At 44.2% G+C, this 18,875-nt stretch carries 17 protein-coding genes and 5 tRNA genes; 17 read left to right on the top strand and 5 right to left on the bottom strand.

The window, feature by feature from the left end; all coding sequences use genetic code 11:
• Positions 1-25: 25 nt before the first annotated feature.
• The 3 genes from JT717_RS22685 to JT717_RS22675 form a co-directional block, all read right to left on the bottom strand.
• On the bottom strand, positions 26-2,248 hold the full coding sequence (locus tag JT717_RS22685) for a YfhO family protein (protein WP_205513325.1): 2,223 nt from the start codon (positions 2,246-2,248) through the stop codon (positions 26-28).
• The gene (locus JT717_RS22680) at positions 2,245-2,973 is read right to left on the bottom strand and encodes a glycosyltransferase (RefSeq protein WP_205513324.1); all 729 of its coding nucleotides are present in this window, start codon (positions 2,971-2,973) and stop codon (positions 2,245-2,247) included. Before JT717_RS22680 ends, JT717_RS22685 begins: the two co-directional genes overlap by 4 nt.
• A 210-nt stretch (positions 2,974-3,183) precedes the next feature.
• Entirely contained in the window at positions 3,184-3,774 is a 591-nt protein-coding gene (locus tag JT717_RS22675; protein WP_205513323.1) for a riboflavin synthase, read from the bottom strand.
• 96 nt (positions 3,775-3,870) lie between these two features.
• Here JT717_RS22675 and rpsU point away from each other — a divergent pair, with 96 nt between their 5' ends.
• The 11 genes from rpsU (at position 3,871) to nusG (ending at position 9,456) form a co-directional block, all read left to right on the top strand.
• Positions 3,871-4,068 (top strand): 30S ribosomal protein S21, encoded by a 198-nt coding sequence (rpsU, locus tag JT717_RS22670; RefSeq protein ID WP_081169111.1) that lies wholly within the window; start codon positions 3,871-3,873, stop codon positions 4,066-4,068.
• Between the two features lie 136 nt (positions 4,069-4,204).
• Positions 4,205-5,119: a phage lytic cycle repressor MrpR family protein gene (locus JT717_RS22665; protein WP_205513322.1), complete on the top strand. Its 915-nt coding sequence runs from the start codon at positions 4,205-4,207 to the stop codon at positions 5,117-5,119.
• Between the two features lie 354 nt (positions 5,120-5,473).
• A complete protein-coding gene (locus tag JT717_RS22660; protein WP_205513321.1) occupies positions 5,474-5,773 on the top strand; it encodes an HPF/RaiA family ribosome-associated protein in 300 nt (99 codons plus the stop codon).
• 576 nt (positions 5,774-6,349) lie between these two features.
• Positions 6,350-6,422: transfer RNA gene (locus JT717_RS22655), tRNA-Thr, on the top strand.
• Between the two features lie 41 nt (positions 6,423-6,463).
• Positions 6,464-6,546: transfer RNA gene (locus JT717_RS22650), tRNA-Tyr, on the top strand.
• A 102-nt stretch (positions 6,547-6,648) separates the two neighbouring features.
• Positions 6,649-6,721: transfer RNA gene (locus JT717_RS22645), tRNA-Gly, on the top strand.
• 108 nt (positions 6,722-6,829) lie between these two features.
• Positions 6,830-6,901, top strand: a tRNA-Thr gene (locus JT717_RS22640).
• Positions 6,902-7,205: 304 nt separating this feature from the next.
• Positions 7,206-8,393 (top strand): elongation factor Tu, encoded by a 1,188-nt coding sequence (gene tuf / locus JT717_RS22635; protein ID WP_205513320.1) that lies wholly within the window; start codon positions 7,206-7,208, stop codon positions 8,391-8,393.
• A 182-nt stretch (positions 8,394-8,575) separates the two neighbouring features.
• Positions 8,576-8,646, top strand: a tRNA-Trp gene (locus tag JT717_RS22630).
• A gap of 49 nt (positions 8,647-8,695) precedes the next feature.
• Positions 8,696-8,887 (top strand): preprotein translocase subunit SecE, encoded by a 192-nt coding sequence (secE, locus tag JT717_RS22625; protein ID WP_205513319.1) that lies wholly within the window; start codon positions 8,696-8,698, stop codon positions 8,885-8,887.
• A gap of 2 nt (positions 8,888-8,889) precedes the next feature.
• On the top strand, positions 8,890-9,456 hold the full coding sequence (nusG, locus tag JT717_RS22620) for a transcription termination/antitermination protein NusG (RefSeq protein ID WP_081150214.1): 567 nt from the start codon (positions 8,890-8,892) through the stop codon (positions 9,454-9,456).
• 132 nt (positions 9,457-9,588) lie between these two features.
• Here the strand turns inward: nusG and JT717_RS22615 are convergent, their stop codons facing one another.
• Both JT717_RS22615 and JT717_RS22610 read right to left on the bottom strand, forming a co-directional pair.
• The gene (locus JT717_RS22615) at positions 9,589-10,245 is read right to left on the bottom strand and encodes a hypothetical protein (protein ID WP_205513318.1); all 657 of its coding nucleotides are present in this window, start codon (positions 10,243-10,245) and stop codon (positions 9,589-9,591) included.
• Positions 10,246-11,175: 930 nt separating this feature from the next.
• Entirely contained in the window at positions 11,176-11,367 is a 192-nt protein-coding gene (locus JT717_RS22610) for a hypothetical protein (protein ID WP_205513317.1), read from the bottom strand.
• A gap of 211 nt (positions 11,368-11,578) precedes the next feature.
• Here JT717_RS22610 and rplK point away from each other — a divergent pair, with 211 nt between their 5' ends.
• The 6 genes from rplK to JT717_RS22580 all read left to right on the top strand — a co-directional run bounded on the left by rplK (position 11,579) and on the right by JT717_RS22580 (position 18,855).
• On the top strand, positions 11,579-12,022 hold the full coding sequence (gene rplK, locus JT717_RS22605; protein ID WP_132566883.1) for a 50S ribosomal protein L11: 444 nt from the start codon (positions 11,579-11,581) through the stop codon (positions 12,020-12,022).
• A 45-nt stretch (positions 12,023-12,067) separates the two neighbouring features.
• Positions 12,068-12,763, top strand: coding sequence for a 50S ribosomal protein L1 (gene rplA, locus JT717_RS22600; RefSeq protein WP_205513316.1), 696 nt, complete (start codon positions 12,068-12,070; stop codon positions 12,761-12,763).
• Between the two features lie 70 nt (positions 12,764-12,833).
• A complete protein-coding gene (gene rplJ / locus JT717_RS22595) occupies positions 12,834-13,367 on the top strand; it encodes a 50S ribosomal protein L10 (RefSeq protein WP_205513315.1) in 534 nt (177 codons plus the stop codon).
• Between the two features lie 143 nt (positions 13,368-13,510).
• Positions 13,511-13,888 carry a 50S ribosomal protein L7/L12 gene (rplL, locus tag JT717_RS22590; protein ID WP_205513314.1) on the top strand — a complete coding sequence of 126 codons (378 nt, stop codon included), beginning with the start codon at positions 13,511-13,513 and terminating at the stop codon, positions 13,886-13,888.
• Between the two features lie 130 nt (positions 13,889-14,018).
• Complete coding sequence (locus JT717_RS22585; protein WP_205513313.1) at positions 14,019-15,053, top strand: LacI family DNA-binding transcriptional regulator; 1,035 nt, start codon at positions 14,019-14,021, stop codon at positions 15,051-15,053.
• Positions 15,054-15,705: 652 nt separating this feature from the next.
• Positions 15,706-18,855, top strand: coding sequence for a SusC/RagA family TonB-linked outer membrane protein (locus tag JT717_RS22580; protein WP_240348364.1), 3,150 nt, complete (start codon positions 15,706-15,708; stop codon positions 18,853-18,855).
• The last annotated feature ends 20 nt before the right edge of the window (positions 18,856-18,875 follow it).

Here is an 18,875-nt window from a genome sequence, read left to right as displayed (position 1 = left end):
CGTACAGGTTGCTAAAAGAGGTAGTCTATTTCAATCCGGAAAGACTACCTCTTTTTATTTGTAATACAAGCGTGATCAGAAATAGCAGCATCGTAGTAAGGCTGATGATATAAGCGATCAGGATGTGATTTGCTTTAAAGTCAAAATGTAAAGTATGTTTCCCGGCCGGAACAGCTATCCCCATAAAACTGCTGTTAACGGTAATAATGGGTGTTGTTTTGCCATCTATCGTAGCCCGCCAAAAAGGGTAACGGTTCTGGCATAATACCAGGAAGGAGTTGGCCGTTGCGTTGCAGGTAAAGTGAAAGGAGTTGGGGGTGAAACCACTTAATGAGAATGTAATGCTATTTTTTGCAAGCTGATTTATTTGATGGATATAAGCGGAATCAGTGACAAAAGCTATTTTCTTTTTTGTTTGTAAATGCATGGCCGCACTGTCATTTTGAATACAGGCAGTATCAGCGTGATACATAAGCGGGTATTGCATAACTGTGCTTTGCAGGGGGCTATTGTACCAGAAATCATTTTGGACCAACAGGTTTGAAGGTGTAATAAAGTGATGTACCCTGCCGATCTTTTTATTGTACATGTTCAGGGAGCCGATTTCTTTAAAATATTTCATGCCGTCGGCACTATTTTCCTGCAGGGTTGAAGTGAGTGAAGGAAAGGGATAACCTTTATGAGTATGCTGGTCAATGAGTGCCTGGATCTTCCGGGCGCTGTCTTTTTTTACAACCGTAAAAAAGGTAAATATAAATGCATGCACCATACAGTTCACCATCGCTGTATATGCTATTTTTTTCAGATCGAAGTTCCGGATTGCAAAACGGTAAAATAAGACCAGGAATGGCAGCTGAATGATAAGGCTCAATAGCAGCAGGTTGTAGATTGATAAACTGCTTTTAAAAATCTTTAAAAGGTTGGCAATGGTATTTCTGTTGACCGGCCCTTCCATAAGAATATGAAATGCCTGGTAAATGTTTGCGCTGTTCAATAGTCCTAATATTCCAAGGCCTGCCATTATAAAGAGCAGCAAACGGAATACCCGCTGATGTTTTTTAGCAGTTACTTTTTGTTGAACCAGTTCCTGCAGATAAAAGGCCGCCAGTATAACACCGAAGAAGGTGCTATATAATCTAAACATGGCCGGATGCCGGAAGGTATTCATAAGGGGCAGCGTATAATAAGCTATTTGCCTGAATAATCCCCATTCTCCCAGGCTAAAGATAAAACTGACAAGAAAGGCATATTTAAAAAGAACCTTGTGTTTGTTCTTGAATTTGATAACCAGTGCTGATAAAAAGAAAATAAAAGGGAACAATCCAAACCATGAATTTCGTTGCAGGCCGTCAGTAAGCGTGAATGTAGTTTGGTCAAAAATAGCCAGCGGGGCAACATAAGCCACCGTAAGCAATGGATGCAAGGGGTTCGTCATAGCATCTTCATAACTGGCTCCCGTGCCCCGTTCAGATAACGGTAAGAATTGGGCAAAGGAAAATATCGCGGGCAGCGCCAGGCAAATGAAAAGAAGTATGGCAATACCATGCAGGCCGGCTAGCCTTTTTAGAAGATGGATACGGTTCTCCTTTGGCGCAACAATTATTTTCACCAGTAGCATGGCTGCGAGCATATAAACGGTGATGATAAATTCTCCCGGGTTAGCAGTAGAAAATAAAAGCCATAGAAAAAAAGAGAACAAACAGGATACATACAGCGAGGGGGAGCGAAGCAGCCGGAAATAAAACAGGAATACTAATGGTAAAAAGGCGGATCCGCTTATCCAAAGCAGGTATTGACAGGAATCGTTGTTAAACCCGCATAACATATAGCCGGTGGTGCATAACAGATTGGCTAAAGGAGGGATTGAGAGATACCTTAGCAGATAGTACATGCCAACGCCGCCCAAATAAATATACAGCAGCGTTTCTATTTGTAAGGTGTATAAGGTATATGGACCAAACAGTGAAAACAACTGCACTACCGGATTCCATACGCCGCTTTGCATATCAGCATGTAGGGGATGGCCGAAGTTCAGGTAGGGCGACCATAATGGGAAATAGCCATTGGAAATGCTTTGGCTTACCTGGTATCTGACAGGCAGAAAGTAGATAAGGGCATCGTTTTTAAGGCTGAAGACATGAAATGTCAGCGGCCAGTAACTGACCAGGCAAACAAGCAATAAAATCAACAATGCGAACAGGTCTCTTGAGCGGGTATAGGTAGCTTGTGAGGTTGTCGGTTCATTCATTTTGTGATTTTGTAGTTTTTTGCCAGTCTTATAAGTTCACCGCATATTTGGGGAGCAGACAATAATGAAATTTTCGAATTTCCGTAGTGGGTCCATTTCTTCAAAGGAATTTCAAGCCCTTTTGCAGATATTCCGGCATTGCGGATGCGCAGGAATATTTCTACATCAAACAGCCACCTGGTCTTAAACGGTGTGCGAGTTATAATTTTTACTATTTCCGGGGAAAATAATTTGGCGCCGCATTGCGTATCATAAATGCTCAGTTGATACCGAGAATCAATGATTGTCGTTATTATCCTTCCGCAAATATGCCGTACAACTGATCTGTAAATTTCGTGGTTGAGCATTTTGATTCTGGAACCGAAAGCGTAATCGGCCTCCGCATGTTTGGCTGTTTCTGCCAGTCTTAAAAATTCATCCACACCAGTAGAAAGGTCTGCATCAAGGTACCCTATAAAGGCTGGATTGTGATTCTCCAGCGCATGCTCCATGCCTTTGAAGACGGCATTGGCTTTTCCTTTGTTCTCACGATATGTAATGACCACTACATGCTCCTCATCTACTTTTCTGATCTCTTCCAGTAAAAGATGTGTATTATCCGTACTGCCATCATTAACCAGTATTAATGCAATGTCAGCGCCTGAATGCAACAATTGCAGGAGTGGTTCCTTTTTTAATCTTCGTTCCTCATTAAAACAGGGAATTATGATGCTGACTTTTGGCATATTCAAGAACAGAAAGCCCTGGCAGTCTTATTTATTTTATTAGGGTATAGCAAATTCAAGTTTCAATCCACAAAATAAATGAAATAATTTTCGGTACAAAGTCCCTTTGTTATTGTATCTACCGGCTTTCTATTTCGCAGCTACCAGTGTAATATATCATTTCGAGGCATTGAACTATGTGTTCACTACCTGATCAAACAAGCTGTTCCGCTATCTGTTTAAAGATAAGATCCTGTTTACATATTTACCCATCATATCGAACTCAATATTCACGTGGGCGCCAGGCTCTATTGTTTTGATGTTGGTGTGTTCGAAAGTATAAGGAATGATGGCTACGGTAAACTCGGTTTCCGTAACATTAAAAATGGTGAGGCTGATGCCGTTCAGGCTGATGGAACCTTTTTCAATCACCAGCGTGCTGAACGCTTCGGGAAAGCGGAACCTTAATTCCCAGCTGCCATCGAGCTGTTTCCTGTCGATACAGATAGCGGTGGTATCTACATGGCCCTGAACGATATGACCGTCGAGGCGGCCATTCATCATCATACACCGTTCAATATTCACCAGGTCGCCGGTGCTCCAGTGGCCCAGGTTGCTTTTCTGCAGGGTTTCGGCGATGGCCGTAACCCGGTGGCGCCTGCCCTGGACCTCTTCCACGGTAAGGCAAACCCCGTTATGGGACACGCTTTGATCGATCCTGAACTCATGGGAAAGGGCCGAGGAGATCCAGTATGTTTTATTTGTTCCGGTGCTATATACTTCTTCGATGTGGCCGATGGTTTCGATAATTCCTGTAAACATGGGGCAAAAATCGGATTTTTGGGGGGATTTTGCGTATTTTGGAATTTTCGGCTATATTTGCAGCCCTAAAAAGCCTTAAAGGAGGTATATAATATTATGCTGATTATCGATTCAAAAGATTGCGAAAATATCGACAAGGCCCTCAAAAAGTACAAAAAGAAATTTGAGAAAGCGAAGATATTGGTGCAGTTAAGAGAGCGTCAATCGTACACCAAGCCGTCGGTTAAACGTCGCAACGAGGTGCTGAAAGCTGTGTACAAGCAAAAGGTTGCCAGCGGTCAGATCGAAGGATAAGCCTAACATCGTCACTTGTAACAATATTACGGCCACTCTACCAGGTGGCCTTTTTGGTTTTGTAGCTACTCTATTTTAAGCTGTTGTACCTGGTATTGAAGGATTTACCTATATTTAATGAACATTTCCTGCCGCTATGGGTACAACATTACATAATCCTGTGACCGTTAATAATTTTCTGAACTACCTGAAGTTCGAAAAGCGGTATGCTGAGAATACGATCGTGGCCTATGGAGAAGACCTGCAGCAGTTCTTTGCCTATTTGCAGGAACGATTCAGCATGCGGGAGCCGGTTCTGGCCGACATAGCCGCAGCTTATATCCGCAGTTGGCTGGCATCGCTTAAAGAAAATAAGAACAGCGCCAAAACCATCAATCGCAAGATCTCCACACTAAAATCTTTCTTTAAATATCATATGCGCACCGGGCAGCTCGAACAATCGCCCATGACCACTATTATTTCTCCGAAGATTCCCAAGCGTTTGCCGGTGTATGTGGAACAAAGAGATACGGATACGCTATTCCGTTATGTTGAGTTCCCGGATACCTGGAGCGGCAAAACCGACCGGTTGATCCTGTCGATCTTTTATAACACGGGCATGCGCTTATCGGAGTTGGTGAACCTGAAGGAAAGCCAGGTAAATACATCGGCCAATACCATCAAGGTGTTGGGTAAAGGCAACAAGGAAAGGGTTATTCCGGTAAGTGCGGAGTTGATAAAAGAGATCAGAGATTACATCGCAGAAAAAAAGCGCGCACTGGAATCCGCTGACCCGGTATACTTACTGGTTAATGAAAAAGGGCGAAAGCTGTATACTAAATATGTTTACCTGGCAGTTAATAAGTATCTAAGTGCTGTTACAACGATCGATAAGAAAAGTCCGCACGTACTGCGGCATACCTTTGCCACGCATTTGACCAATAACGGCGCAGATCTGAACGCAGTAAAAGAATTACTGGGCCATTCGAGTCTGGCGGCTACGCAGATCTATACACATAATACCATTGAGAAATTAAAGGACATATATAAGAAGGCGCATCCCAAGGCCTAAGGCTTTTGACAGGAGTATATGTTTAGGTGACCGTTGTATCTCTGCAAACATAACTGGTCATTTATGATCTTTTTTATTCAGGCGAATGTTTGTTAGCATGTGCTAAAAAAAAGCTAATTGACCACTGCATGTATTTTTGTGCGTAAGACAATTCTTTGTCAAAATAGCTGCATATTAATTTGGAAAAAACAGCCTGTTGTATTATCTTCATAGAGCTTAAATAAAGTGCTTATGTAGTAGTTAATATTCCTGCATTGAAGCCACCTCTTTCATCTCTCACTCACTGCAATGGTGGTACAGAAAAGATCTTTCATTTATTGTTAAATATTGTTTCACTGTTAAAATGCGATTGTTATGAACGTAAACATTCAGTCTGTGCGGTTTACTGCTGATGCAAAATTGATCGAACATGTTAATCGTAAACTTCAAAAAATTAACACCTTTCACGACCGCATTATTAAGGTTGACGTATACCTAAAGTTGGATAATGTGGTGCACACCATAAAAGACAAGATCGCAGAAATTAGAGTGCAGGTTCCTCGCCACCAGTTCTTTGTTAAATGCAGTTCGAAATCATTTGAAGAATCATTCGACAATGCGTTGGAATCTCTGGTAAACCAGGTAAAAAGAAGGAAGGAAAAGCAAGCTGCCTGAATTGTATAATGCTGAATTTCTGTTTCAGATAAAATTATTTCACTTCTTTAAACCTCCCCATGCGGGAGGTTTTTTTATGTCCGTACGGGAAAGGAAGGGGGTGATAACAGGAAGCTGTATTATTTTAAAAACAATTGTAGGTTTGCGTTTTTTCAATGGAAACCGCATGGGAAGCAGGTTCGTGGCCGTGAAGATGGTTCGAAGGGGGACGAGAAATTGCAAAACGTTGAAAACAAGCAAAAAAAAAACGGATCAAAATTTTTGAATTACACAAATTCATTTACCTTTGCCTTCCTCAAAAAATAGCAGGGTAAGAAAAAGAGGCGCAGGAAGTTCTTTACAGGCTTGACTTTCAATTAATTTGCCAGCCCTGAAAAGGCATAAAATACGGCTAATTGAATAGGGGTAACAGCAATTTAATATTGCTTAAAAGGGCGGTGCCGGTAGACACGGATGGATGAATAAAAGTGTGAAGTTTTTTGATTTTTAAGCCACTTTAGCTCAACTGGTAAAGCATCCGCCGCGTTGGATGGCCGAAGTTTGAGCCAATAAGTTGATAAAGTTTTTTGAATATAAGCCACTTTAGCTCAGCTGGTAGAGCAACTGATTTGTAATCAGTAGGTCGTTGGTTCGATTCCGACAAGTGGCTCAGCGTTTTACATTGCGTGTGTAATTTTACTTGTTTTTAAAGGGCAGATTCCAGAGCGGCCAAATGGGGCGGACTGTAAATCCGCTGTCTTTCGACTTCAGAGGTTCGAATCCTCTTCTGCCCACTTCGCCCGCCGAACCGCCTTCCGGCGGCAAAAGGCGGGCACATTCGTGTTAAGTTCTTTTCATTTGAATTAGCTTTTTGCTAATTGGCTTAATTAAAAAATGCGGAAGTAGCTCAGTTGGTAGAGCGACAGCCTTCCAAGCTGTAGGTCGCGGGTTCGAACCTCGTCTTCCGCTCATTTTTAAGTTATAGGGCGACAGTCTTCCAGGCTGTAAGTCGCGTTCGCCGGTTGGTGGATCGTCTTCGCTCTTTGGGTTTTGGGAATTTACCTCACAAACCTATCAGCCGTTGTAGCTCAGTGGTAGAGCACTTCCTTGGTAGGGAAGAGGTCGTGAGTTCGATTCTCACTAACGGCTCATAAGTCATTAAAGAAGCCGGTAGCGTTGCAGCTCAATGGTGAGCCCGATTATCAGTCGGGAAGGTCGTTTTAGATCTGTTCTCACTAACGGTTTGTAAGTTATTTGACTATTCCTGTATCAGCTGCCGACCGGATGGTTACCGGAAAGACCAATCAGCCTGGTATAGAACTAAAGATGAAGTGTGCGACGCAACAGAAGTTTCATAGGCTTTCTGCTGCCGGTTACATAAATCCTTTTGCCTGCGAGGGTATAAGGGACGCGTTTTAATAAATTGTAAAACCACAACTAAAAACAGATAACGATGTCAAAAGAGACTTTCAAGAGGGATAAACCTCACGTTAACGTTGGTACCATCGGTCACATCGACCACGGTAAAACCACTTTAACTGCCGCCATCACCACCATTTTGGCTAAATCGGGTTTGGCGCAGGCAAAAAAATATGACGAGATCGATGCAGCTCCTGAAGAAAAAGAGCGTGGTATCACAATCAACACCGCGCACGTGGAGTATCAGACTGCAAATCGTCACTATGCACACGTGGATTGCCCCGGTCACGCTGACTATGTGAAGAACATGATCACCGGTGCTGCCCAGATGGATGGTGCTATTCTGGTTGTGGCTGCTACAGATGGTCCTATGCCCCAAACAAAAGAACACATCCTGCTTGCTCGTCAGGTAGGCGTTCCTCGTATGGTGGTATTCATGAATAAAGTTGACCTGGTTGATGACCCAGAGTTACTGGAGCTGGTTGAAATGGAAATCCGCGAGCTGTTAAGCTTCTACGGTTTCGACGGCGACAATACTCCTATCATCAAGGGTTCTGCTACCGGCGCTCTGGCTGGTGAAGCAAAATGGGTTGCAGCTGTAGAAGAACTGATGGCTGCTGTAGATTCTTACATCCCATTACCTCCCCGTCCGGTTGACCAACCGTTCCTGATGTCTGTTGAAGACGTATTCTCAATCACTGGTCGTGGTACAGTTGCTACCGGTCGTATCGAAAGAGGCCGTGTTAAAGTAGGTGAAGGTGTAGAAATCGTTGGTCTGGTTGAAAAACCGCTGACTTCTACTGTAACTGGTGTTGAAATGTTCCGCAAATTACTGGATGAAGGTGAAGCTGGTGACAACGCAGGTCTGCTGTTGCGCGGTATTGAAAAGAAAGATATCCGCCGCGGTATGGTTATCGTAAAACCTGGTTCTATCACTCCTCACACTGAATTCAAAGGCGAGGTTTACGTACTGAGCAAAGAAGAAGGTGGACGTCACACTCCATTCTTCAACAAATACCGTCCTCAGTTCTACTTCCGTACCACTGACGTAACTGGTGAAGTAGAATTACCAGCTGGTACTGAGATGGTAATGCCTGGTGATAACACCACGCTGCAAGTAAAACTGATCCAGCCTATCGCGATGGAAAAAGGTCTGAAATTCGCGATCCGCGAAGGTGGCCGTACAGTAGGTGCCGGTCAGGTTACTGAAATCCTGAAATAATGACCCTCATCCTTCGCCGGCTGGCGGAGTGAGAAAGGAGTTACGTATATTTGTAAAGTACTTGAGCTCACCACGTTCAAGTACTTTGCTTTCTAAAAAAGTTCTTTTACGTTGAACGTGTAATGCGAAAACGGGTGCTTTTACCAGCCTTACCTGTTGAGCCTTAATCGTTCAGCGTATCTACGGGCATAGTTCAATGGTAGAATAGAGGTCTCCAAAACCTTCGATCTGGGTTCGAATCCTAGTGCCCGTGCTTTTACAATGTGCTAAATGATCATCAGCCCATTGATAATTAATTGAACATGAATAAAATATCAATATACCTCAGGGAATCATACCGGGAGCTGATAGAGAAGGTGACCTGGCCTACCTGGACGCAGTTGCAGCAGTCTACCGTTATCGTACTGGTAGCTACTTTACTGATCACCGGGGTGGTTTGGGTAATGGACCTGGTAGCTCAGCAAGCTCTTAAATTTATATATTCTTTATTTTAATAATGGAACAAGCTACTCAACAACAAGAAACTAAATGGTATGTGCTGCGGGTGGTGAGCGGTAAAGAGCGCAAGGTAAAAGAGTACCTTGACAAAGAGATCTCCCGCGGCGGATGGGGTGAGGTGGTTAAGCAAGTGTTTCTGCCTGTGGAAAAAGTATACAAGGTGCAGAATGGTAAAAAAGTAATGCGTGAGCGCAACTATTACCCAGGCTATGTAATGATTGAAGTGCTGGAAAATAAATTATCTGACGACTTACGGGAAGCTATTAAGAATACTACCAATGTGATCCATTTTCTGGGTAAGGAAAATCCTATCGCCCTTCGGAAGGCCGAGGTTAATAAAATGCTCGGTAAAATGGATGAAATGGCCGAAACGGGCGGTGTAAGCATGAGCGAGCCATTTATTGTTGGTGAAACGATCAAGATCATAGAAGGACCGTTCAACGACTTTAATGGTATCATTGAAGAGGTGAACGACGAGAAGAAGAAACTGAAAGTAACGGTGAAGATCTTCGGGCGATCAACGCCGGTAGAGCTGAACTACATGCAGGTTGAAAAATTAAGTTAAGACCTCACTCATAAAATACTGATAGAACATCTGCCTCCGGGCGGATGTTTTTTTTGATGGGTGGACATAAAAAAACCTTTCCGCATCGGGAAAGGTCAAACTTTTATGTAGTAGCAAAACACCTGGAATTGCTTACCGTTGATCTTCATCCTCATCCTCATCTTCGTCTTCATCGAAATCTTCTTCAACAGTTTCTTCGACGGCATCGGAATCGTCTTCATCCTCGTCTTCATCTTCATCCTCGTCTTCTTCATCTTCATCCTCGTCTTCCTCTTCGTCTTCATCCTCATCGTCCACATCAACATCTGCATCATCAGTATCATCGGTGTCATCTGCATCATCAGCATCAGTGTCTGCATCAACATCATCTGTATCAACATCAGTATCTGTTTCAACCGTATCCTCATCCATCATTGGCGGAGCGATCATCGGCTCTTGTTCCTGAACAGACTCTGCTACTGGTTTGGCTACAGCTCTTTTCTTTTTCGGCGCTGATTTTTTAGCTGCTTTTTTTACCGGTGCTTTGGAAGCAACTTTCTTAGCGGCTTTCTTAGGAGCTGCTTTTTTTGCTGCTTTCTTGGCTGCTTTTTTAGGAGCCGCTTTTTTAGCTGCTTTCTTTACGGCTTTTTTTGCTGCTTTCTTCGCTGCTTTTTTAGGGGCAGCTTTTTTGGCAGCTTTCTTAGCGGCCTTCTTCACGGCTTTCTTGGCTGCTTTTTTGGCCGGTGATTTTTTCTTCGCTGCTTTCTTAGGAGCGGCTTTTTTAGCTGCTTTTTTCTTTGCTTTGGCCATAGTGTTGATGTGTTTTTTGTTGTTGGTTAATTTCTATAAGAAGAAGCGTTATTATAATTAAACGCAAAAGCTACGTATAAAAATTCAAAAAATAAAAAACTACTACCATTTTGCTAACAGTGGTCGTCTTATATGAGGTTTCATTCTGCTGTTATAGACGGCTCCTCTTGCAAAATTCCGGCCATCATTGATGGGTATTTATGATGTGTTCGCAGGGCATCAATACCTATCTTAAATAGCTGCAATATGGTTGTGCCCTGAGGCTGTTCATAGAGCTGAAATCCTTATGCACACTACGTTTCATGAGATGGGCAGGCGGTCTTCGCCGGAAGTATGCTTAATGGAGCAGGGGCTTACATGGCCACATACAAAAGCAACTAATATCAGGTAACTACAGCGGTGGTATAACGTAACGATGGTTATATTAAATATAATAAATCGTTTAACCGGCATTAAGAAGTGTACGGTAAAGAACAAGGTTAAGCATATGGGTTTATATGATGGGTATTCGTGCGTTGAGAGATACAAGTATGTTAATGATGATCCTTTTTTGTATATGAAGGCAATGGGTGGTTAGGGGTACGATGGAAAGGACAGACCATCTGGTAGGCAGTGGGCAAACCGGCCATTGCAATGGGGGCAGGTGAGCGGCGATGAGGTGGCCGGGACTGAGGTTGGTAACCGGTAATCGGCGGCCGGTATCCGCGATTACCAATACCTGATCGGCAGTAGGGTATCGAGTGTTGGGTAAATGGCGACCGGCGACTGGTAACTGGCGACTGGTAACCGGTCATCGGCGGCCGGCAACTGGTGCCCCGTAACCAGCGACTGGTAATTTGCTCGTAGGGCAGGGGAGTTTAGGTCGTTGCCAAGCGACCCGTAATTGGTGACTGGCGACTGGTCTCCGGCAACCCGATAATCTGCTTGTACCTAGGGGAGTGTTCGGTAATTGTCCAGCAACCGGCGGCTGGTAACCGATAGCCGGTAGTGGTGTGCCGGGTAACGGGCAACCGGTAACTGGCAACTGATAACCGGTAACTGGCCACCGGTGACTGGTAACCGGTAACCGGCGACCGGTAACTGGTAACCGGCAACTGGTAACCGGCGACCGGTAACTTGCAACCGGCAACGTGGAACAGTTATCCGGCGTATATTGCAGCCGATTTTTGATGTGAGAAAAAGACTTTGTTTTTTCGAAAGTTTTGTTACCTTTGCGTCCCCAAAAGAAAGTTCTTTTTAGTTCCCCGCCAAAGCGGGAGCAGAGGAATTTGGGAGATCCAGTAGTTCGCCCACTGGCCAATGAACGATCGTTTGAACCAATAAATCAGTAAAAATGGCAAAAGAAATTACCGGCTACGTAAAGCTACAGGTAAAAGGCGGCCAGGCAAATCCGGCTCCTCCTGTAGGTCCTGCACTGGGTTCCAAGGGTATCAATATCATGGAATTCTGCAAACAATTCAACGCCCGCACGCAGGATAAAATGGGAAAAGTTCTCCCTGTATTGATCACCGTTTATTCCGACAAATCATTCGAGTTTGTAATTAAAACGCCTCCTGCAGCCGTTCAGTTGCTGGAAGCCGCCAAATTACAAAGCGGTTCTAAAGAACCTAACCGTAATAAGGTTGGTAAAGTGAACTGGAACCAGGTAGAGGCTATTGCAAAAGACAAAATGCCCGACCTGAATTGTTTCACCCTGGAAAGCGCTATGCGCATGGTGGCTGGTACCGCCCGCAGCATGGGTCTTACCGTAGATGGTAAAGCTCCCTGGGAAAATTAATTGTTCACTGTTCCCGCAGGGCGGGACATTTAAAAACGAATGACAATGGGAAGAATTCCTAAAAAAAGAAAAGCAGTTGACGCTAAAGTCGATAAAAATAAAGTGTATTCACTGAAAGAGGCTTCCTCTATCGTGAAAACCGTAAACACTACAAAGTTTGATGCATCGGTAGATCTTCACATCCGCTTAGGGGTAGATCCTAAGAAAGCCGATCAGGCGATCCGTGGTACAGTTACCCTGCCGCATGGTACCGGTAAAACCAAAAGAGTACTGGTATTATGTACACCCGATAAAGAAGCGGATGCAAAATCAGCCGGCGCCGATTTTGTTGGCCTCGATGAGTTTGTTCAAAAAATTGAAGGTGGCTGGACTGACGTAGACGTAATCATCGCTACACCTTCTGTAATGCCTAAAATTGGTAAACTGGGTAAGATCTTAGGTCCCCGTAACCTGATGCCCAACCCTAAAACAGGTACCGTTACCAATGATGTGGCTGCAGCTGTAAACGAGGTTAAAGGTGGTAAGATCGCTTTCAAAGTCGATAAAGCTGGCATCGTTCATGCTTCTATCGGCCGCGTAAGCTTCAGCCCTGAGAAAATTGCTGAGAACAGCCACCAGCTGATCGATGCAATCATCAAGGCAAAGCCTTCGTCTGCAAAAGGTACTTACCTGAAAAGCGTATTCATGGCCAGCTCCATGAGTCCTGCTATTGCAGTTGACACAAAATCTTTAATGAACTAAACTTTAATAACGCGACGATGTAATTACGCGCAGGCGTGATTATGAGCGAAACCAACAAAATATTAGCGTTATGACAAAACAGGAAAAAAATGAAGTAATTGAAGTATTGAAAGAGAAATTCTCTCAATACAACAATTTCTATGTAACAAATACAGAATCATTAACGGTTGAGCAGGTAGGTAATCTGCGCCGGGTATGTTTCAATAAGAAAGTTGAAATGAAAGTGGCCAAAAATACCCTCATTCGCAAAGCGCTCGAAGCTTTAGACGAAAAAAGGTATGCCGGCATGTTCGATTCACTGCATGGTGTTACCGCTTTGATGTTCAGTGAGAACCCCAAAGAGCCTGCACTGATCATCAGCGACTTCCGTAAAGCTGGTAAAAAAGATGCTACCAAGCCTGAGCTGAAAGCCGCTTTCATCGATGGTGACGTCTTCATGGGCGACAATCAGCTGCAGACCCTGACCACCCTGAAAAGCAAAAACGACCTTATCGGGGAGATCATCGGCTTGTTGCAATCACCTGCCAAGAATGTTATCAGCGGCCTGAACGCCGGCAACAAGCTGGCAAGCCTGGTAAAAGCATTGGAAGACAGAAATGCATAATTAGTAATGTGCTGACTAGCTAATATGCACATTAGCCAATAAGCTCAACGAAAATACTAACTCTGGCCTGAGAGTTATCAAACACAAATTTTTTTAAACATCCGCCGGAGCACAGGCAATGAAGGCGGGAAAAATTTACAACAATGGCAGATTTAAAAGCATTTGCAGAACAGTTGGTGAACCTGACTGTAAAAGAAGTTAACGAGTTAGCTAAGATCCTGAAAGAAGAGTACGGCATTGAGCCTGCTGCTGCTGCTGTAGCTGTTGCTGCTGGTCCTGCCGGTCCTGCTGCCGCTGCTGCAGAAGAAAAGACTTCTTTCGACGTTATCCTGAAAAACGGTGGTGCTAACAAACTGAACGTAGTGAAAGTGGTTAAAGAATTAACTGGTCTTGGTCTCAAAGAAGCTAAAGACTTAGTTGATGGTGCTCCAAAACCAGTTAAAGAAGGTATCAGCAAAGCTGATGCTGACGCTCTGGTTGCTAAGCTGAAAGAAGCTGGCGCTGAAGTGGAAGTTAAATAAACATGACTTTCAAAATAGTTACAGGCCCCGGTGTTTACACCGGGGTTTTGTTATTATATGGGGGAAATCAATTTTTGTAAGTTTTATTTTCATAGTTTAGTAGTCTCCTTTATATAACATATAAACAAATATGAAACGGGTCTCCCTCAAAGATATCGCTCGCATAGCCGGTGTGTCGCCCTCAACCGTATCATTTGTGCTCAATGGCAAGGCAAAACAAATGCGGATCAGTGAAACATTGGCCAGTAAGATCATGGAGGTGGCTAAAAAAGAAGGCTATCATCCTAATCCTGTCGCGGTAAGCCTGCGAACCGGCAAGTCACAGATCTTAGGATTGATCGTTGAAACCATATCGGGTAACTTTTTTGCCTCCCTGTCGCGCATCATTGAAGAGGAAGCCGCCCGCTTTGGCTACAAAGTCGTTTATACAAGTACGGAGAATAACCGGCAGAAAGGGAAGGAGCTCATCGGAATGCTGTCTCAGCGCCAGGTAGATGGTTATATTATTACACCCACACCGGGTATGGAGCAGGATATCAAAGAGCTGATCGCCGATAACAAACCGGTCGTGCTGATGGACAGCTATTTTCCCGGTATTGATGTACCCCACGTGCTGGTAAATAATTATGAAGGCGTGAAAAAGGGCATGGCGCACCTTATTGAAAAAGGCTACCGCCGGATCGGATTTGTAACGGTTGACCTGAACCTGGTACAAATAGAGCAACGCCTAAAGGCGTTCGAAGACAGTATGCAGCTGGCTGGGCTCTCGACAGACAACCTTGTACTCACGCTCAAATACGAAGAAGATAAAGAGCTTGGCATAGAACAGGTGACTTCTTTCATTCAAAATGCGCCTGACCTGGAAGCTGTGTTCTTTGCTACCAACTACCTCGGCTTGCAGGGTCTTGAAAGTATTCACCGCCTGGGGCTTAAACTGCCTAATGACCTGGCAATGATCTGCTTCGATGACCATGACGTATTCCGCCTTTATCCCCCCGGCATCACCTGCATTCGCCAGCCCGCGGAGGACATTGCCAAAACGGCGCTGGAACTACTTATGGATCAGCTGGGTAAGGGAAATTCAAATGCAGAGACCAAGATCGAGATCTCACCTGGACTGGTCGTTAGAGGAACGACCGAATTCGTTCAAAAAGTAAATAAATAAGGGTCATTATAAGAAGGGTGCAGCAGGCCCCATACCTGCAAAATTTTGCGTCTTTCCTGGCCCCTTAGCCGAAGGCTAAGTAAGAATATCCCACAATAATTACCAGGCAGGTCTTCATATAAGTTCATAAAGAGCTTATGTGAAGCGCTGTATTTCTATCTCATGAACCTGCGTTTTTATGCCTGAATAAAATTAACCTCGACTTCATGACAAATATTTTGCAAAAACGTTTTAGAATTGCTAATTTTAAGTTGAAAACGATTATTCTCAAATTTTTCGCCATATGCTTATTGCTAATTCTTTTTGCAGATGTATGCAGGCTTATTATTGTTCATGTTCCCGGCCTGGCTAATCAGAAATAATTAAGAGATCAATTCGCTCCCTTGAAAACGGGTACAACAATGATGCACAATATCTGTTAGTGACTTTTCGAGTTTGCATTTTAGTACCCATAGAAAATCTTCCCTTCCTGACCCTTGGTATGACAAAACCGGAGTTGATGTATCAGAACTCCAGCAATTGTAGCCGTATTTAGTATAGCCGTTAAAACCTATTGTAATCTATTGTGGACAATGTAATATGTAACGAGAGGGCCTTATGGCTCTATTTGCTAAAACGATATAGTACATTTTTAAAAAACCAAAACTTGCGTATGAAAAAGCAGTTTTATTTCGTCGGACGCCTATGTCTGCTAAGTTTGCTCGCACTTTTTATTTCAGGTTTAACCTATTCGCAAAGCCGTGGCATTAGCGGAAAAGTGACCGATGCCAAAGATGGGTCACCGCTGCCCGGTGTATCGGTTCAGGTTAAGGGGCAGTCATTAGGTACGAGTACCGACATGAGTGGAAATTTCAGTATCAATGCAGAGCCCGGCGCAACGCTTATTTTCTCCCACACTGGTTATGAAGGCTACCAAATGAAGGTTGGGGAGGAAACGACCTTAAGCATTCAAATGCAGCTCAGTAAAGGCTCTATGAGCGAAGTGGTCGTCATCGGTTATGGTACCGTTAAGAAAAGAGACCTTACCGGATCGGTAGGGTCGGTAAAAGCTTCCCAGCTACAGGAGCGGCCGGCTGCTTCGGTGAACGAAGCTTTGTCGGGCCGTATAGCCGGGGTTCAGGTTACAACCAACTCTGGCCGTCCCGGCGGACAAACCAGGATCCGGGTACGCGGTTTCAGCTCCATCAATTCATCGAACAACCCACTGTATGTGGTCGACGGGGTGTATATACCCATCGGTAACCAAACTCTCAACAGTAATTCTATCGATTATATCAACCCGAATGATATTGCTTCGGTAGAAGTGCTGAAAGACGCATCCGGAACCGCCATCTACGGTGCCCGTGGCGCCAATGGTGTAGTACTTATTACGACCAAACGCGGTACAAGCGGGCCCACCAAAATTACTTATGATGGTAATTTCAGTATGCCTACTATTGGCCCGAAAAGAGTGCATATGCTCAATGCACAACAATACGTTGATCTCGAAAATCTGGCCTATGATAATATTAAGGTATATGACCCCGCAGGTTGGGCCGCCGGTAACTATTCCTCGGCTGTAGATCCACGTGTAAAAAGGCAAAGTTTGCCGAACCTGTTTGATGCGAATGGTAATCCATTATATAATACCGACTGGCTGAAAGAGTCAGTACAACATAAGCTTTCCCAAAATCATCAGATAGGCGTAACCGGAGGAAACAATGGCAATTTGTATGGCTTGTTCCTGGGCTACCGCGATGATAATGGGTTGCTGCTTAATTCATACCTGAAACGGTATTCAGCCCGGTTCGTGCTCGATCTGAAACCAAAAGAATGGCTGAGGATCGGCGGAAGTGTAAGTTATAATAACCAGGAAGAGAACCTGGTTGACCAGGGCACTGGCGGTTTGAACTCCGTGCGGATGATCACAGAAGCATTCCCTTTCCTGCCGGTAAAGTTTGCCGACGGCACATGGGGTGATAACTATCTTTATCCCGGGGCTGAAGGCGGTTCAAATCCGGTACATATCATGACAGATAGAAAGTATCTGGTAAATGTTCAGAATATGTTGGGACATGCTTATGTGAATCTTTTGCTGGGTAATGGTTTTGATATCAAGAGCCAGGTAGGGGTGAGTGTTGTTCAAAGGCAGGAGAATCAATTCAGCGGCCGTTCACTTCATAATATATCCATGGATCAGAACGGTACTGCCAGTATTTTTGACAACCGCGAGATTTACTGGTCGTCTGAAACATTCCTGAACTACACCAAAACCATCAATGACGACCATACAGTGAATGGTTTAGTAGGGCTTTCATGGCAGGGAACAAATTATACCTCTGTTAATGCCAGCGCCCAGAACTTTTCGACCGACTTTTTCCAATACTATAACCTGGGAGCAGGCAGTGTGCAAAATGCGTCCTCTTCAAACAGGAGCCAATTTGCTTTCAACTCCTACTTTGGCCGCGTCAATTATGGCTACCAGCAAAAGTACCTGGTTACTTTTACCGGCCGTGTTGATGGCAGTTCAAAATTCGGCGACAATCATAAGTTCGCCTTCTTCCCTTCCGCTGCTGTAGCATGGAATGCTTCTAACGAAGAGTTTCTGAAAAACAGCAAGACGGTGTCGCATCTAAAGTTCCGCGTAAGCCATGGATTAACGGGTAACTCGGAAATTGCGCCCTTTTCATCTGATCCCTTACTGGGTTCTTACACCGCCATCTTTAACAATGCCAGGTTCTCTGGTGTAGGAACAGGCAGGCTGGGGAATCCTGATCTGAAATGGGAAAAAACAGCTCAAACGGATGCCGGTGTGGAGTTAGGCCTTTTAGAAAACAGGATCAGCTTTGAAGCAGATCTTTATTATCGCAAAACAACCGACATGTTGCTGGAGTCGCCATTGCCAAGATCAACCGGTTATAATTTTTATACCAAGAATATTGGCAGCATGGAGAACAAAGGGGTTGAGTTCACTTTGCATACTATCAACATAAAAACCCAGGACTTTTCATGGAGCACCACCTTTAATATTTCCATGAACAGAAATAAAGTGCTTTCGCTGGCAACGCCAGCGCCAATTTATTCAGGCAATCCAAACTTTTTATCAAACACCGGTATCATTAAGGTAGGAGAGCCTGTTGGTTCATTCTGGGGTCTGGTACGCCAGGGCGTATGGACAGATGCTGAAAGAGCAGAGGCTGCAAAGTTTGCCAGCTACCGCGGTGGTAAACCCATTTTACCCGGCGATTTGAAATACCTTGACGTAAACGGCGATTATGCTATTAACGACCTCGACAGGGTGATCATTGGTAATGGCAATCCGGATGGCTGGGGTTCTTTCAACAATAGTTTCAGCTATAAGAACTGGGACCTGCTCATTGAGATCGGATACATGTACGGGAACGAAGTACTGAATCAAACCAAACACTCAGGTGAAGACAGAACAGGTATTGCGAACAGCTTCAGCTCAGTGCTGGATTATTATCAACCTGGCAAAAATAACAACAACACCATGATCGCTACCATCCGCGATACCCGCGCAGGTTATGTAACCAATGTAGATACCCGTTGGGTGGAAGATGGTTCCTTTATTCGTGGTAAGAACCTGTTGTTAGGCTATAATGTTCCCGCAGGTGTGTTAGAAAGGTTTAAATTAAGCAGGTTGCGCGTAACTGCTTCTGTGCAAAACTTCTTCCTGAAAACAAAGTTCTCGGGCAACGATCCTGAGGTAACTACTTATAATAATGCATTTGCACAGGGCCAAACCTTCTTTGATTATCCCAAGCCAACTACCTATATGCTGGGAGTAAGTGTTGGATTATAATAAAGTAACATTAAACAAGC

The sequence above is a fragment of the Longitalea arenae genome (assembly GCF_016924755.1).
In the GTDB taxonomy this organism is placed as follows: Bacteria; Bacteroidota; Bacteroidia; order Chitinophagales; family Chitinophagaceae; genus Niastella; species Niastella arenae.
This window is presented reverse-complemented; position numbering and strand designations above follow the sequence as displayed.

Bases quoted from the DNA above. Each gene is read 5' to 3' on its own strand.
- JT717_RS22660 (WP_205513321.1), top strand. From the start codon at position 5,474: ATGAACGTAAACATTCAGTCTGTGCGGTTTACTGCTGATGCAAAATTG.
- nusG (WP_081150214.1), top strand. From the start codon at position 8,890: ATGGAACAAGCTACTCAACAACAAGAAACTAAATGGTATGTGCTGCGG.
- rplJ (WP_205513315.1), top strand. From the start codon at position 12,834: ATGACAAAACAGGAAAAAAATGAAGTAATTGAAGTATTGAAAGAGAAA.
- tuf (WP_205513320.1), top strand. From the start codon at position 7,206: ATGTCAAAAGAGACTTTCAAGAGGGATAAACCTCACGTTAACGTTGGT.
- JT717_RS22580 (WP_240348364.1), top strand. From the start codon at position 15,706: ATGAAAAAGCAGTTTTATTTCGTCGGACGCCTATGTCTGCTAAGTTTG.
- JT717_RS22680 (WP_205513324.1), bottom strand. From the start codon at position 2,973: ATGCCAAAAGTCAGCATCATAATTCCCTGTTTTAATGAGGAACGAAGA.
- rplA (WP_205513316.1), top strand. From the start codon at position 12,068: ATGGGAAGAATTCCTAAAAAAAGAAAAGCAGTTGACGCTAAAGTCGAT.
- rplL (WP_205513314.1), top strand. From the start codon at position 13,511: ATGGCAGATTTAAAAGCATTTGCAGAACAGTTGGTGAACCTGACTGTA.
- rplK (WP_132566883.1), top strand. From the start codon at position 11,579: ATGGCAAAAGAAATTACCGGCTACGTAAAGCTACAGGTAAAAGGCGGC.
- JT717_RS22585 (WP_205513313.1), top strand. From the start codon at position 14,019: ATGAAACGGGTCTCCCTCAAAGATATCGCTCGCATAGCCGGTGTGTCG.
- JT717_RS22685 (WP_205513325.1), bottom strand. From the start codon at position 2,248: ATGAATGAACCGACAACCTCACAAGCTACCTATACCCGCTCAAGAGAC.
- JT717_RS22665 (WP_205513322.1), top strand. From the start codon at position 4,205: ATGGGTACAACATTACATAATCCTGTGACCGTTAATAATTTTCTGAAC.
- JT717_RS22615 (WP_205513318.1), bottom strand. From the start codon at position 10,245: ATGGCCAAAGCAAAGAAAAAAGCAGCTAAAAAAGCCGCTCCTAAGAAA.
- JT717_RS22675 (WP_205513323.1), bottom strand. From the start codon at position 3,774: ATGTTTACAGGAATTATCGAAACCATCGGCCACATCGAAGAAGTATAT.
- secE (WP_205513319.1), top strand. From the start codon at position 8,696: ATGAATAAAATATCAATATACCTCAGGGAATCATACCGGGAGCTGATA.
- rpsU (WP_081169111.1), top strand. From the start codon at position 3,871: ATGCTGATTATCGATTCAAAAGATTGCGAAAATATCGACAAGGCCCTC.